The sequence below is a fragment of the Allobosea sp. P4_C6 genome (assembly GCF_056402015.1).
The window spans coordinates 23,646-37,328 of record NZ_JBFUIF010000042.1 but is presented as its reverse complement, the minus strand read 5'-3'; the positions used below and the strand labels follow the sequence as shown (position 1 = coordinate 37,328).

Below are 13,683 nucleotides of genomic sequence, written 5' to 3'. Positions count from 1 at the left end.
GGTCGACAGCCTGGTCCAGTTCCTCGAATGGTCGGCCTCGCCGCGGGCAAGCGGGTTCCTTGTCGAACGCCATCCGGAAACCGGGCGCCCGTTACGGGTCAATCGACCGCAACGGCGCTACTGAGCGATACCTTCGCGCCGTCATGCAGCTGTCGCGGATCTCATGGATGCTCGTTGCGCGGGGAGGCGTGCGAACGGCGGAAATAGGGCGAATTGCATCGCCCTAACAGCATTCGACGCGCCAACCCAACATTGCGCTCGGCGAGCTCGAATCCGTGTGATGGTGGCCGGAGCTCGGGACTTCGATCGCCATGTGGCCAAGAACACGCCTTACGCCGACTGGGCTTTGGGCTCCAGCAGTCGGGCAAAGAGGATTAGACCAGTGTGCCATCGTCTTGAGCCACAGGAGGACGGCATTCAGAGATCTGGCATCGCCGTGACCACCCCTGTCGACGTCGTGGGGGGACTCTCGATCGACCTCCCGCTCGAACCGCGCATCTTGAACGAGCACCTGTTCGACATTGGGCTATGGCTGATGGAACGCGAGATCCCGCATCAAGTACGCATCTCCATGGAGCCGAAGCACCGGCGCATCCGCGTGAGTCTTTCCAACGCGAAAGACGCAATGGCCTTCAGCGATCGGTTCGTGATGCGCGTTTGATCCGGGATCGCGCGGTCTATGAGCCAAAGCCCAAGGGCGATGTACGTTAACTGGGTCTGAGCGGCGAAATTTAGATGGGCGGGCATGTCTCAGCCCTGCATCCGCTATAAGCGCCATCGATTTCCGCCAGCGATCCGACCCGATCATRAAGAGGCCTTCGCGCCGACTTCGAAGAGAAGCCAGGGTCCTGGTGGGACCTCGCCATCGCGCTGCGCTTTGGAGATGCTTGTCGGCAATCAGCCAAGGCTCTCACCGCGGGTTCTCATCCCCCGGTGAGAGCCTTGGCCTAACTCGCCCCAAAAGAGAAGGCCCGGCTTGCGCCGGGCCTTCCATATTCTTTGCAGAATGCGACGGTGCGGGGATCAGAAGTCCATGCCGCCCATGCCGCCGCCGCCCATCGGGGGCATGGCTGCGTCCTTCCCCGCGGGGCTTGTGATCTTCGTCGCCGGTGCAGCGGCTTTAACCGATAGCCTGGCTGGCAAGTGCGATGCGGCGCGGGCCGTTAGCCGATCGCGGCGCGAACGGCGCTCGCCCCAGCCCCATCGACGTGGCGCTATCGTGGATTTGCATGCCGCTCTCGATAAGGAAGTTCGTAAAGACGGAATTGTTGGCCGGCGTGTCCGCGCGCAGGAAGCTCCCTGCATGGGCCTCGACGTGAGGGCGCGAGACGGCGATCCCATCGTCCTCGCTAGCCGCGACGATGGGGCCGAGGACATGCCCCCGGCCGAAAGGCCGGCACAGGGCGAAGGCGGCGATCTCGTCGTTCCGAATGAGGACTTGTCCCGATGACCCGGGCAGCAAGGCCTGGAAAACAATGGAGCGATCATGGCCGGTCGCAGCATGGTCGAGCCGCAGAAGGCTGTCGTAATCACTGGCAGCGACAGGGCGAACCAGGCCCTCCGCTTTGGGCGAATGCGTCGCCATTCCGGTAGCCCGTCTCTCTGGCGTCACCTGTCCCTGGTACCGCAGAATCTTCTGCTCGTAACCGTATCCGAGCGAACGGTATAGCCGCTTTGCCTCTCGCGTCGCATTGAGGCCGAAGACGGCCCCCTCGTTCAGCTCATGCGCCTTTTCCATAAGCCAGCGGCCCGCGCCTTGCTCCTGCAGCCGAGGCAGAGTGATGAGCATGCAGACCATGGCGAAATCCGCCTCGTAGCGCAGCCACATCACGGTTCCGACCACCCGCCCGATCTCGTCGACGGCGGCGAGCCCCTGTCCCAGTTCGAGCAGCATCTGCCAGTCGCTGTTCCGATGCGGCCACCCCACCGAAATGGAAAGCGCATGCAGCAACTGGGGATCGACCTGCTTGATATCGAGCAACGTGAGCTCGAACGTGTCGATCTTCAGTCGAGCGATCGTCTCCAAAGCGCGCCCTCCACCGTGTCCACGGCTTTGCCCGGCCGCAGGCTCCGGCCAGGTTACCGATCGGTTGTAAAACCAATCCGGCAACAGGAAGCACCGTTCTTTCACGACATTTCGGCAGGGAAGTGCGTCAGACGGCAACGAAAACGATCCGATCACCGGCGCACAGCCCTTATCGTGTTGCGAGCGCAGCTGGAGCCGGAGCCGTTTGTGACGCCCGAAGAAATCCTGAAGGCATTGATCCAATTCCCCTCCGTGGTGGGGCGGCCCAACGCCGCCATCGCGGGCTGGATTGCGCAATATCTCGACGATCTCGGCATCGAAGCGCAACTTCTCACCGGCCCCGAAGGCGACCGGGTGAACCTGTTCGCCACGATCGGCCCGCGAGATGTCCCCGGCCTCGTCCTGTCCGGCCATATGGACGTCGTCCCGGCGCAGGAGCCGCAATGGAGCGCCGCTCCGTTTCAGTTGCGCATGGAGGGCGACAAGCTGTTCGGCCGCGGCACGAGCGACATGAAGGGCTTTCTCGCAGCGGCGCTCGCGATCGTTCCGACGCTCGTTGCCCTGAAGCCTGCGCGGCCGATCCATCTCGCATTCTCCTATGACGAAGAGGCGGGTTGCCGCGGCGTTCCCCATCTCATCGCCGCGTTGCCTTCGCTGTGTGCCCTCCCTGTGGCAGCCGTCATCGGCGAGCCGAGCGGGCTCAGGCCGATCCTCGCCCATAAGGGCAAGGCCGCCGCGCGCGTGGAGGTTCACGGCCGGGCCGGCCATTCCTCCCGCCCCGATCTCGGCCTCAACGCCATTCATGCGATGGGGCGGGTGATCGCGGCCGCCAACGATGCTGCTACAGGGCTGAGCGGCGGCCCGCTCGATCCCGTATTCGAACCGCCCTACTCCACGATCCAGATCGGCACGATCCGCGGCGGTGACGCGCTCAACATCATCCCGGAAAGCTGCATCATCGAGATCGAGGCGCGCGCCATCGCCGGCGTTTCGCCGGCAACCTTGCTCGAACCGGTGCGCGAGGCGCTTGAAAGCCTGCGGAGCGAAGGATTCGAAACCAGCTGGCAGTCGATCGCCGGCTATCCCGCACTGTCTCTTCCGGCCCAGGCGCCGATCGCCCGGCTGCTGGCGCAAGTCACGGGCAAGGATGCTCTGGCGGCGGTGAGCTACGGCACGGAGGCCGGCCTCTACCAGGCGGCGGGTATCGACGCGATCATCTGTGGCCCGGGCGACATCGTGCGCGCTCACAAGCCCGACGAATATATCACGCGCGACGAACTCGCGGGCTATGTCGACATGCTCGAACGGCTCTGCGCGGAGTTCGCGCAGAAAGCACCCTGATCTCCCGGTCCCAAGGAGCGCGCCTTGACCTTCCTGTTCAATTCGACCGACGAGCGGGCGCGGGCTTTCGCGGCGCGTTTTGCGGAAGACATGCCCGATATCCGCTTCATCAGAAGCAGCGATCCCCACGATCCCGCCGAGATCCGCTATCTGATCACCTGGACGGCTCCGGAAAATCTCCACCACTTCTCAAATCTGGAGATCCTGTTCTCGATCGGGGCCGGGATCGACCAGATGAACACGGACGGATTGCCCACCGAGGTCCTCGTCGTCCGCATGGTCGAGGACGGCATCACCCGCATGATGCAGGAATATGTCACGCTCAGTGTGCTCGCCCTGCATCGGCAATGGCCGCTCTATATCGCCCAGCAGAGGGCCGCGCACTGGGAGCCTTACGATATCGTATCCGCCCCGGACAGGCGGATCGGCGTGCTGGGGCTGGGCATGATGGGATCGGCCGTCATCGAGCGCCTCAAACCCTTCGGCTTCCCGATTACAGGATGGAGCCGCTCGCCACGAGCGATCGAGGGCATTCGTTGCCTCCATGGAAAAGCGGGTCTCTCCACCCTGCTCGCCGAAACCGACATCCTGATCTGCCTGCTGCCGCTCACGCCTGATACCGCCGGAATTCTCGATGCGGAACTTTTCGCGAAGCTGCCCGTCGGCGCCGGCCTCGTGCATGTCGGCCGCGGCCAGCATCTCGACCATGCCGCCCTCATCGATGCGCTCGACAGCAGCCATCTGTCGGCCGCCGTGCTCGATGTCACGGAGCCGGAGCCGCTGCCGGCCGATCATCGCCTGTGGAGCCATCCCAAGGTGATCCTGACGCCGCATATCGCCAGCAAGGTCGAGGCAGCTCCCGCGGCCAGGGCCGTCGTCGAGAACCTCCGCCGTCACCGCTCCGGCCTGCCGCCGATCGGGCTGGTCGACCGCAGCCGTGGCTACTGAATCTCTCCAAACCCGAACGAAAGGAATTCCAATGTCGCTCCTCATCAAGCTCGACCTTGCTCCCACCAGCGAGCCCAAGCATTCCACGGCGGCCGCAGACCGCCTGATTTCCGGGACTCCTACGTTCAACACCTGGGCCCAGGACCAGTCCCGCGGCGAACCCGTGCGCACCGGTGTATGGGAAGCAACGCCCGGCGAAACCCGCTCGATCAAGGGCGAGACGGTGGAGTTCTGCTACATCCTGTCGGGCGTGATCGAACTGGCCGAAGAAGGTCAGCCGCCGCGCACCTTTCGCGCCGGCGACAGCTTCGTCATGAAGCCCGGCTTCGTCGGCATCTGGAAGACGATCGAGACCGTCCGAAAGATCTACGTGATCGTCGGCTGACCTGAGCTTGCCGAAGAATCGGCCGCTCGGGACCCCGCAAACAGGATTTCCGGTCGATCGAGCGGCCCTCACAGGCGCAAACTTCGGGCCGGACCGAACTACGCTCGGGCGACCGTCATCCGGAGATGCACCCTTGTCGCTGAGTTTCGATCCCGCTTCGGTCACGCTCCCGCGCGGCCATTTCATCGCCGGCGAATGGGTCGACGCCAGGGATGGAATCGACCTGCATCGCCCCTCCGACGCGGTCGCCTTTGCCGCCTGTCCCGTCGCCGACGCGGACCTCGTCGACCGCGCGGTGGGCGCCGCGAAGGCCGCGCTGGCGCTGAGCGGTTGGGGGCGCCTGGCGCCGCGCGAGCGTGCCCGCGCGCTGCATCGCTGGGCCGATCTCATCGAGGCGGAAGCGGAAACGCTGGCGCGGCTGGAGGCGATCGCCTCGACCCGGCCGATCTCCGAATTGATGGCGGGCGACATCCCCGTCACAGCGGAGCAGATCCGCTTCTTCGCCGAATTCGCCGACAAGGAAGGCGGCGACCTCGTCCCGACCGGCTCCGACAGCTTCGGCATGATCGCGACCGAACCCTATGGCGTGGTCGGCGCCATCACGCCCTGGAACTTTCCGGTCAACATGGCCGGCTGGAAGCTCGGCCCCGCGCTCGCGGCCGGCAATGCCGTCGTGCTGAAGCCATCCGAGATGACGCCCTTCGCGACGCTTTATCTGGCGGAACTGTCGGTTCGCGCCGGATTGCCGGCAGGGCTCATCAACATCGTGCTCGGCGACGGCCGGACGACCGGCACGGCGATCACCGGCCATCCCGATATCGCCAAGGTCAGCTTCACCGGCTCGACCGCCGCCGGCGCCGCCATCATGGAGAACATCGCCCGCACCGGCATCAAGCCGATGACGCTCGAACTCGGCGGCAAGAGCCCGCAGCTCGTCTTCGCCGACGCCGACCTGCCGCTCGCCGCCGCCGCCATCGCCCGCAGCGTTCTCGGCAATGCCGGCCAGGCCTGCGTTGCCGGCTCTCGCCTGATCGTGGCGGAAAGCGTCGCGGAGGAACTGGTCGGGCTCATCGTCGACCGCATGCGCGCGGTCCGGCTGGGTGCGACCTGGGATGCGGCAAGCGCCTATTCGCCGATAATCTCGGAACGGCAGATCGGCCGCATGGCAAGCATCGTCGATGCGGCGGTCGCGCGCGGCGCCACTTGCCGGCTCGGCGGCGAACGCCTCGACCACGCCGGCTATTTCTATGCGCCGACCGTGCTGGAAGACATCGACGCCACCTCGCCTGCCGTGACCGAGGAAATCTTTGGGCCGGTCCTGACCGTCCAGACCTTCCGGGAGGAAGAGGAAGGGCTCGGGCTCGCCGATCACCCGACCTACGGGCTTTGCGCCGGCCTCTACACCCGCGACCTCTCACGGGCGCTGCGCGCGATCAACAGCCTGCAGGCCGGCACCATCTGGGTCAATCGCTATGGCCGCTCGCGCGACCACATCCTCCCGACCGGCGGGTACAAGCAGTCCGGCCTCGGCAAGGACCTGGGACGCGAGGCCTATCTCGCGAACCGCAAATCGAAAAGCGTCCTGATCGCCCTTTGAGGAGTCTCCCCGTGAAATCCTACAAGATTGCCCTGATCCCCGGCGACGGCATCGGTGTCGCCGTTACCGAGGCCGCCTGGGAGGTGCTCGGACGCGCCGCGCATGGCGCGGGCTTCAAACTCGAAGGGACGACGTTCCCGTGGTCCTGCGACTTCTACGACAAGACTGGCGCGATGATGCCGGCCGACGGCATCGAGACCTTGCGCGGCTCTGACGCCATCCTGCTCGGCGCCGTCGGCTGGCCCAAGCGCGTGGCGGATTCGGTCTCGCTGCACGGGCTCCTGCTGCCGATCCGCAAGGCCTTCGTGCAATACGCGAATATCCGTCCGCACCGCCTGCTGCCGGGCGTCGAGGGGCCGCTGCGCGCGAGCGCCTTCGACATCCTCTGCATCCGCGAGAATACCGAGGGCGAATATGCCGGTGCCGGCGGGCGCGTCCATAACGGCACGCTCGACGAAGTCGCGGTCGAAACCTCGGTCTTCACGCGCAAGGGCGTCGAGCGCATCCTGCGCTTCGGTTTCGAGCAGGCGCGGAAGCGCCGCGGCAAGCTTGCCTCGGTGACGAAATCGAACGCCCAGAAATACTCGATGGTGTTCTGGGACGAGATCACTGCCTTGGTCGCGTCCGACTACCCCGATATCGAGGTCACCAACTACCATATCGACGCCATGGCCGCGCGCATGGTGATGGCGCCGGAAAGCCTCGACGTGGTGGTCGCTTCCAACCTCTTTGGCGACATCCTGACCGACCTTGGCGCCGCGATCCAGGGCGGTCTCGGCTTCGCCGCTTCCGCCAACATCAACCCCGAGCGCAATGCGCCCTCGATGTTCGAGCCCGTGCATGGCTCGGCCCCCGATATCGCCCATCTCGGCATCGCCAATCCGATCGCCGCGATCTGGTCCGGCGCGATGATGCTGGAGCATCTCGGCGAGGCAGGCGCGGCAGGCGCCGTGATGACGGCGATCGAAGCCGCCACGGCCCGTGGTATCGGCTCCGAGCCGGGCAAGCACAAGACCCAGGACATCACCGCCGCCGTGCTCTCGGCGCTCGGCTGACGGAGACTGAACCATGGCAATTCAAACCCTTCGCGACCCCGCCCTTTTACGTGAAGCCTGCCTCGTCGGCGGCAACTGGCGGCCCGCCGCTTCCGGCCGCACGCTCGACGTGATCGACCCGTCGACGCAAGTTGCCATCGGCTCCGTGCCGGATGCCGATGGCACTGACACGCGCGCCGCGGTCGAGGCCGCGTCCGCCGCCTTCGGCGCCTGGCGTGCCAAGCCGAATGCCGAGCGCGCTGCGCTGCTGGAAGCCTGGCACGCGCTGATGTTGGAGCATGTCGAGGACCTCGCCCTGATCCTGACGCGCGAGCAGGGGAAGCCACTGGCGGAGGCGCGCGGCGAAATCCGCTACGGCGCTTCTTTCGTCAAATGGTTCGCCGAGGAAGCGCGGCGCATCGACGGATCGACGATCCCTGCCCCGACCGCTGACCGACGCATCATCGTGATGAAGCAGCCGGTCGGCGTCTGCGGCATCGTCACGCCCTGGAACTTCCCGAACGCGATGATCACCCGAAAGGTAGCGCCGGCATTGGCGGCTGGTTGCACTGTAGTGATCAAGCCTTCGGAGCTGACACCTTTTTCGGCGCTGGCGCTCGGCGTTTTGGCGGAGCGGGCCGGCATCCCGGCCGGCGTCATCAACATCGTCACCGGCATGCCCGCCGCGATCGGCGCCGAGCTCACCGGTAACCCGACTGTCCGCAAGATCTCCTTCACCGGCTCCACGCGGGTCGGCGCGCTACTGATGCGGCAGGCCTCTGACGGCATCAAGCGGCTCAGCCTGGAGCTCGGCGGCAACGCGCCCTTCATCGTCTTCGACGACGCCGATCTCGATCTCGCGATCGAGGGCGTGCTCGTCTCGAAATTTCGCAATGGCGGCCAGACCTGCGTCTGCGCCAACCGCATACTGGTGCAGGATGCCATCTATGATCGCTTCGCCGACAGGCTTTCGGCCCGCGTCGCGGCGATGAAGGTCGGCCCCGGCACGCAGGCCGGCGTCGATATCGGGCCGATGATCAACCGTGCCTCGATCGAGAAGATCGAGCGCCATGTCGACGATGCCCTGTCGAAGGGCGCCACGCGCCTCGCAGCCGCGAGCGAGATGCCGAAGGGCGCGCAATACGCCACGCCGCTCGTCCTCGGCGATGCGACCACCGAGATGCAGCTCGCCGGCGAGGAGACCTTCGGCCCGGTCGCGCCGCTGTTCCGCTTCGGCAGCGAGGAGGAAGCCATCCGCATCGCCAACGACACGCCCTTCGGACTCGCCTCCTATTTCTTCACCCAGGACATTCGGCGTTCCTGGCGCGTCGGCGAGGCGCTCGAGTTCGGAATGGTCGGGCTCAATACCGGCGCGATCTCGATGGAGGTCGCGCCCTTCGGCGGCGTCAAGCAATCGGGCCTCGGGCGCGAAGGCTCGCGGCTGGGCATCGAGGAATATCTCGAGGTCAAGGCCTTCCATATCGGCGGGCTCGGCTGAGCAGGCCGCTCGCTACAACCCAGGCGACGGCAGAGCGTCATTCTCGGGCTTGACCCGAGAATCTCTGGAAAGAGGGGCGCAGGAAACCTCATCCGGCATGAGATGCTCGGGTCAAGCCCGAGCATTGACGGCTTGTTTCCAGCGCCTTACTGGAAGCGATCGAGCGCCTTGTAATAGAGCCCGACCAGCGGCAGGAACCAGGGCTTGCCGAAATGGCCGGGCACCGCCGGCCACGACAAACCCTTCAGCGGATTCCGGTCGGGCCGGCCGAGGATCGCGTCGGCCATGATCATGCCGAGATGCGTCGACATCTGCGCGCCGTGGCCTGAATAGCCCATCGCGTACCAGACGCCGTCCTCGTAGCCGGCACGGGGATAGCGATCCTTGGTCATGTCGACCAGACCGCCCCAGCAATAGTCGATCTCGACATCTCTGAGCTGCGGGAAGATGCCGGCGAGACTCGCACGCAGGATCGCGCCGCTCTTGGCGTCGGACGTCTGGTCCGAGGTCGCGGAAAAACGCGCCCGCCCGCCGAAGATCAGTCGGTTGTCCGGCGCGAGACGAAAGTAGTTGCCGATATTGAGCGAGGTCACGGCCGTGCGGTTGCCCGGCATGGTCGCCGCGACCTCGGCCTCGCTCAGCGGCCGCGTCGCGATCAGGAAGCTGCCGACCGCAATGATCCGGCGCCGGAACCAGGCGAATGGCCCGGAGGTATAGGCTCCCGTCGCGACGAGAACGTCCTTCGCCGAAATGCTTCCGCGCGGCGTCTGGAGAACATGCCGCCCTCCCTCCCGCCGCCGCTCGGTCACGGGCGCATGTTCGTGGATGACGGCGCCGTGCCGGGCGGCTGCGGTGGCCAGGCCAGTCACGAAGCGACCCATATGCATCATGGCGCTCTTCTTCGAGAGCATCGCGCCATGGAAGCTTTCGGAGCCGATCTCACCGGCGAGCTCGGCCCGGCTCAGCATGGCCGTATCGGGATCGGCCTCGCGATGCAGCACCTCGAAATTGCGGGTGAGCGAGGCGACATGCTCCGGCTTCGAGGCGAGCTTGAGCTTGCCCGCGCGCCGAAAGGAGCAGTCGATGTCCTCCTCGGCGACGATCCGCTCGATCGTATCGACGGAATCGTCGAAGGCCTTGTAGAGTGCGACGGCCCGCTCGGTGCCCAGCGCCGCCTTGGCGGCGATGAAGCTATGAGCGAGACCGTTGTTGAGATGGCCGCCATTGCGGCCCGAGGCTCCGTAGCCGACGCTTTCCGCCTCCAGCACGACGACCCTGGCGCCGGCCATGGCGAGCTGACGCGCCGCGGCGAGGCCGGTGAAGCCGCCGCCGACGACGGCAACGTCATAAGAACCTTCGACCGGCCCCTCGGCGGCGCCGGTGAAGGGCGCCGCCATATCATGCCAATAGGATTTGAACTGCATCGGCCGCGGCCTCAGAGCCCGAACACGCCGGGCAGGCCCGAGATGTCCTTGATCTCCGTATAGCCGTAATACGGATTCGCCGGCTCGTGCCCGCGATTGACCCAGACCTTGTTCTTGATGCCGAGGTCGTGGGCCGTCATCAGGTCGTAGCGGAACGATGACGAGACGTGGCAGACGTCGTCCGGACCGCAGCCGAGCATGTCGAACATCAACTCGAAGCCCTTCATGCGCGGCTTGTAGGATCGGGCCTGCTCAGCCGTGTAGACCGCATGGAAGGGCGCGCCGAGCCGCGCGACGTTATGAGGAATCTGGTCGTTATCCGCATTGGAGAGAATGACGAGTGGGATTTCCTTCGCCACGTTGGCAAGGCCCTCCGGCACGTCCGCATGCGGTCCCCAGGTCGGCACCTGCTCATAGATCCAGCGCGCATCCTCGGGACGGAAGGCGATCCCGTTCCGGCGGCAGGTCCGCTCCAGCGAATTGTAGACGACCTCTTCATAGGGCTTCCAGTCGCCGAGGATCTCGTCGAGCCGGTAGGCTGAGAAATTCGTGATGAACGTCCGCATCGCCGGCTCGTCCAGTTTGTCGGCGTAAAGCGCGCGCGCGGCCTTATCCATGGCGAAATAGATCAGCGTGCCATGGCAGTCGAAAGTCACGAATTTGGGCTTGATGACGGTCATCCGCGGAAGTCCCCTGTGGCGAAACGGTTGTGTCCGTTACCGGGATCATAGCTCCCGGCAGAACGGCGCGAGCACCGCATTGCCGGCGGCAGGAAGCACAAACTGCCGTCCGCCCATGAGGCTATGGCAGAGAGTTTCGCCTGCATCGCGGCGGGGGCGGACCTCGCTTGCCGATTGCCGGCGCCTTATCGCCCGCCGTGGCATTCCATGCGGTCGCCGCGCATTCCTACGGCCGAAGATATCGCGTCAGGCCACTCCTCAGAAGCAACTGCGCCGGCGCACCGGCTATCCATGATGCAACGGATACGAAGCGAAGCATCATGGACCAGGAAACGATCGATCTCGTCGCGTTCGACGAATGCCATCTCGATGGCGCCGTTCTGCTCTCGCGCGAGGCGGGCTGGCCCCATCGGCGCGAGGACTGGGCGATGCTGCTGGCCCTCAGCCACGGCTTCGTTGCACTCCAGGGCGATGTCGTGGTCGGCACTGCGATGTTGACGCCCTTCGGAGACGTTCGCGCGACCGTCAACATGGTCATCGTCGCAGCCAGCATGCGCGGACGCGGGCTTGGCCGGAAGCTGATGGATGCCGCCCTGCAAGCCTGTGGTGCGCGCGAATGCCGTCTCACCGCGACCGCTGACGGCCTGCCTCTCTATGAGAAGCTCGGGTTCAATGCGACGCATGAGATCCGCCAGCACCAGGGCATCCCCGCGCCGCTGCCGGCGGACGCCGCGAACGATGCCATCGAGCTGGATTGGGCCGGTCCGGAGAACTTCCCCGCGGTCGTCGCGCTCGACCTGGAGGCGCAGGGGATTGATCGCCGCCCTCTGCTCAGGCTCCTGGCCGAAGCCGGGCGAATGGTCGTGCTGCGGGAAGCCGGCCGGATCGTCGGCTACGCCGCGCTGCGTCCGTTCGGCCGCGGCGAGGTGATCGGACCGGTTGTCGCGAATACCCTGGAACAGGCGCAGAACCTCATGAGCTTCCTGATCGCCAGCCGCCCCGGCGCCTTCCTGCGCGTCGACACGGCCGAATGGCATGAGCTTTCGCCATGGCTTTCCGCACGTGGCCTCGTTGGCGTCGGCGGCGGCATCGCCATGCGCCGCAACGCGGTAAGCCGGCAGCCGCTCGGCCCCGCCAAACCCTTCGCTCTCGCCAGTCAGGCGCTCGGATAAGCAGGAGACCCGCCATGTTGAGCAATTCCCTGATCGAACTCGATCGCGAGCACTGGATTCACCCGGTCGCTTCCTATCGCGGCCATGAGAAGGCAGGCGTGCGCGTGCTGCGCTCTGCGAAGGGCGCCACCATCACGGACGCTTCCGGCAAGCAGCTCATCGATGGTTTCGCCGGGCTGTGGTGCGTGAATGCCGGCTACGGCCATGAGAGCATCGTCGAGGCCGCCGCGAACCAGATGCGCGAACTGGCCTATGCGACGGGCTATTTCGGCCTCGGCTCCGAGCCCGCGATCCGGTTGGCGGCCGAGCTCGCCGAGCGTTCGCCCGGCGACCTGAACCGCGTCTACTTCACGCTCGGCGGTTCCGACGCCGTCGACAGCACGGTCCGCTTCATCCGCTATTACCAGCAGGCGCGCGGCAAGCCGGAGAAGGACCAGTTCATCTCGATGGAGCAGGGCTATCACGGCTCCTCGACCGTCGGCGCCGGCCTGACCGCCCTGCCCGCCTTCCATGCCGGCTTCGGCGTGCCCTATGATTGGCAGCACAAGATTCCGTCGCATTACACCTATCGCAACCCGGTGGGCTCCGCGCCTGAAGCCGTCATCGCGGCCTCGCTGGCAGCGCTTCGGACCAAGGTCGACGCAGTGGGAGGCCCCGATCGCGTCGCGGCCTTCTATTGCGAGCCGATCCAGGGCTCAGGCGGCGTGCTGGTTCCGCCGCCCGGCTGGGTCAAGGCGATCCGCGAGCTCTGCCGCGAGCTCGACATCCTCTTCGTCGCCGACGAGGTCATCACCGGTTTCGGACGTACCGGCCCGCTCTTCGCTTGCGAGGACGAAGATATCGTCCCCGACCTGATGACCGTCGCGAAGGGGCTGACCTCTGGCTATGTGCCGATGGGCGCCGTGCTGATGTCCCAGAAGGTCTACGACGTCATCGCGGACGGCTCGGGCGCGGCCGCGGTGGGCCATGGCTACACCTATTCGGCCCATCCGGTCAGTGCCGCGGTCGGCCTCGAGGTGCTCAGGCTTTACGAGAACGGCCTGCTCGACAACGGTCGCAAGGCCGGCGCGCGCCTCATGGCAGGCCTGGAAAGCCTCGGGGACCATCCCCTCGTCGGCGAAGTGCGCGGCCGCGGCATGCTGGCCGCCGTCGAACTCGTGACCGACAAGGCCAGGAAGACGCCACTTCCCGCCGCTGCCGTGCCGGCCCAACGCATCTTCGACCGGGCCTGGGACAAGGGCCTCGTCATCCGCGCCTTTGGCAACGGCGTACTGGGCTATGCCCCGCCGCTATGCTGCACCGAGGCCGAGATCGACGCGATCGTCGAGCGGACCCGCGCGACGCTCGACGAGACATTGGCCGACCCGGATGTGCGCGCCGCGATGGCGTGAGACGGCCGAACACTCACGACAGCGATCCCTGGGAGAACATTCTTCCCCGGGGAGCCGATATTCCGCCAAGGCTGCGAATTCGGAATTTTGTGCCGCGCGGTTTTCGACATTCAGCGAATCCGGCGAGCCGACAGTGAGAAACTCGAAAGAGGCCGGCGAAGAACGGTCCGGGAACAGAGCACAACCG

The 13,683-nt window shown here is 65.9% G+C and carries 12 protein-coding genes; 9 read left to right on the top strand and 3 right to left on the bottom strand.

Going from position 1 to position 13,683, the window contains the following annotated elements; genetic code table 11:
* Positions 1–436 precede the first annotated feature (436 nt).
* The gene (locus AC1DVA_RS22135; RefSeq protein ID WP_476807291.1) at positions 437–661 is read left to right on the top strand and encodes a hypothetical protein; all 225 of its coding nucleotides are present in this window, start codon (positions 437–439) and stop codon (positions 659–661) included.
* Between the two features lie 459 nt (positions 662–1,120).
* Here the strand turns inward: AC1DVA_RS22135 and AC1DVA_RS22130 are convergent, their stop codons facing one another.
* Complete coding sequence (locus AC1DVA_RS22130; RefSeq protein WP_265054519.1) at positions 1,121–2,026, bottom strand: GNAT family N-acetyltransferase; 906 nt, start codon at positions 2,024–2,026, stop codon at positions 1,121–1,123.
* A gap of 207 nt (positions 2,027–2,233) precedes the next feature.
* Between AC1DVA_RS22130 and argE the strand changes: the two genes are divergently transcribed.
* From argE to AC1DVA_RS22100, 6 genes are all read left to right on the top strand, one after another.
* Positions 2,234–3,367, top strand: a complete 1,134-nt coding sequence (gene argE, locus AC1DVA_RS22125) for an acetylornithine deacetylase (protein ID WP_265054520.1) — start codon at positions 2,234–2,236, stop codon at positions 3,365–3,367.
* Between the two features lie 24 nt (positions 3,368–3,391).
* Positions 3,392–4,315 (top strand): 2-hydroxyacid dehydrogenase, encoded by a 924-nt coding sequence (locus AC1DVA_RS22120; RefSeq protein ID WP_476807290.1) that lies wholly within the window; start codon positions 3,392–3,394, stop codon positions 4,313–4,315.
* A gap of 31 nt (positions 4,316–4,346) precedes the next feature.
* Positions 4,347–4,700 carry a cupin domain-containing protein gene (locus AC1DVA_RS22115; RefSeq protein ID WP_265054522.1) on the top strand — a complete coding sequence of 118 codons (354 nt, stop codon included), beginning with the start codon at positions 4,347–4,349 and terminating at the stop codon, positions 4,698–4,700.
* Between the two features lie 133 nt (positions 4,701–4,833).
* The gene (locus AC1DVA_RS22110) at positions 4,834–6,297 is read left to right on the top strand and encodes an aldehyde dehydrogenase family protein (protein WP_265054523.1); all 1,464 of its coding nucleotides are present in this window, start codon (positions 4,834–4,836) and stop codon (positions 6,295–6,297) included.
* A gap of 11 nt (positions 6,298–6,308) precedes the next feature.
* Positions 6,309–7,352: a tartrate dehydrogenase gene (locus AC1DVA_RS22105; RefSeq protein WP_265054524.1), complete on the top strand. Its 1,044-nt coding sequence runs from the start codon at positions 6,309–6,311 to the stop codon at positions 7,350–7,352.
* A 13-nt stretch (positions 7,353–7,365) separates the two neighbouring features.
* Positions 7,366–8,829 (top strand): NAD-dependent succinate-semialdehyde dehydrogenase, encoded by a 1,464-nt coding sequence (locus AC1DVA_RS22100; RefSeq protein ID WP_476807289.1) that lies wholly within the window; start codon positions 7,366–7,368, stop codon positions 8,827–8,829.
* A gap of 146 nt (positions 8,830–8,975) precedes the next feature.
* Here the strand turns inward: AC1DVA_RS22100 and AC1DVA_RS22095 are convergent, their stop codons facing one another.
* Together AC1DVA_RS22095 and AC1DVA_RS22090 are read right to left on the bottom strand one after the other, a co-directional pair.
* Positions 8,976–10,253, bottom strand: coding sequence for an NAD(P)/FAD-dependent oxidoreductase (locus tag AC1DVA_RS22095; protein WP_320109570.1), 1,278 nt, complete (start codon positions 10,251–10,253; stop codon positions 8,976–8,978).
* 11 nt (positions 10,254–10,264) lie between these two features.
* Positions 10,265–10,933, bottom strand: a complete 669-nt coding sequence (locus AC1DVA_RS22090; RefSeq protein WP_265054525.1) for a haloacid dehalogenase type II — start codon at positions 10,931–10,933, stop codon at positions 10,265–10,267.
* A 320-nt stretch (positions 10,934–11,253) separates the two neighbouring features.
* On the opposite strand from AC1DVA_RS22090, the gene AC1DVA_RS22085 reads away from it, so the two are divergent.
* Together AC1DVA_RS22085 and AC1DVA_RS22080 are read left to right on the top strand one after the other, a co-directional pair.
* Entirely contained in the window at positions 11,254–12,105 is an 852-nt protein-coding gene (locus AC1DVA_RS22085; RefSeq protein WP_265054526.1) for a GNAT family N-acetyltransferase, read from the top strand.
* Between the two features lie 14 nt (positions 12,106–12,119).
* A complete protein-coding gene (locus tag AC1DVA_RS22080) occupies positions 12,120–13,496 on the top strand; it encodes an aspartate aminotransferase family protein (RefSeq protein WP_265054527.1) in 1,377 nt (458 codons plus the stop codon).
* The last annotated feature ends 187 nt before the right edge of the window (positions 13,497–13,683 follow it).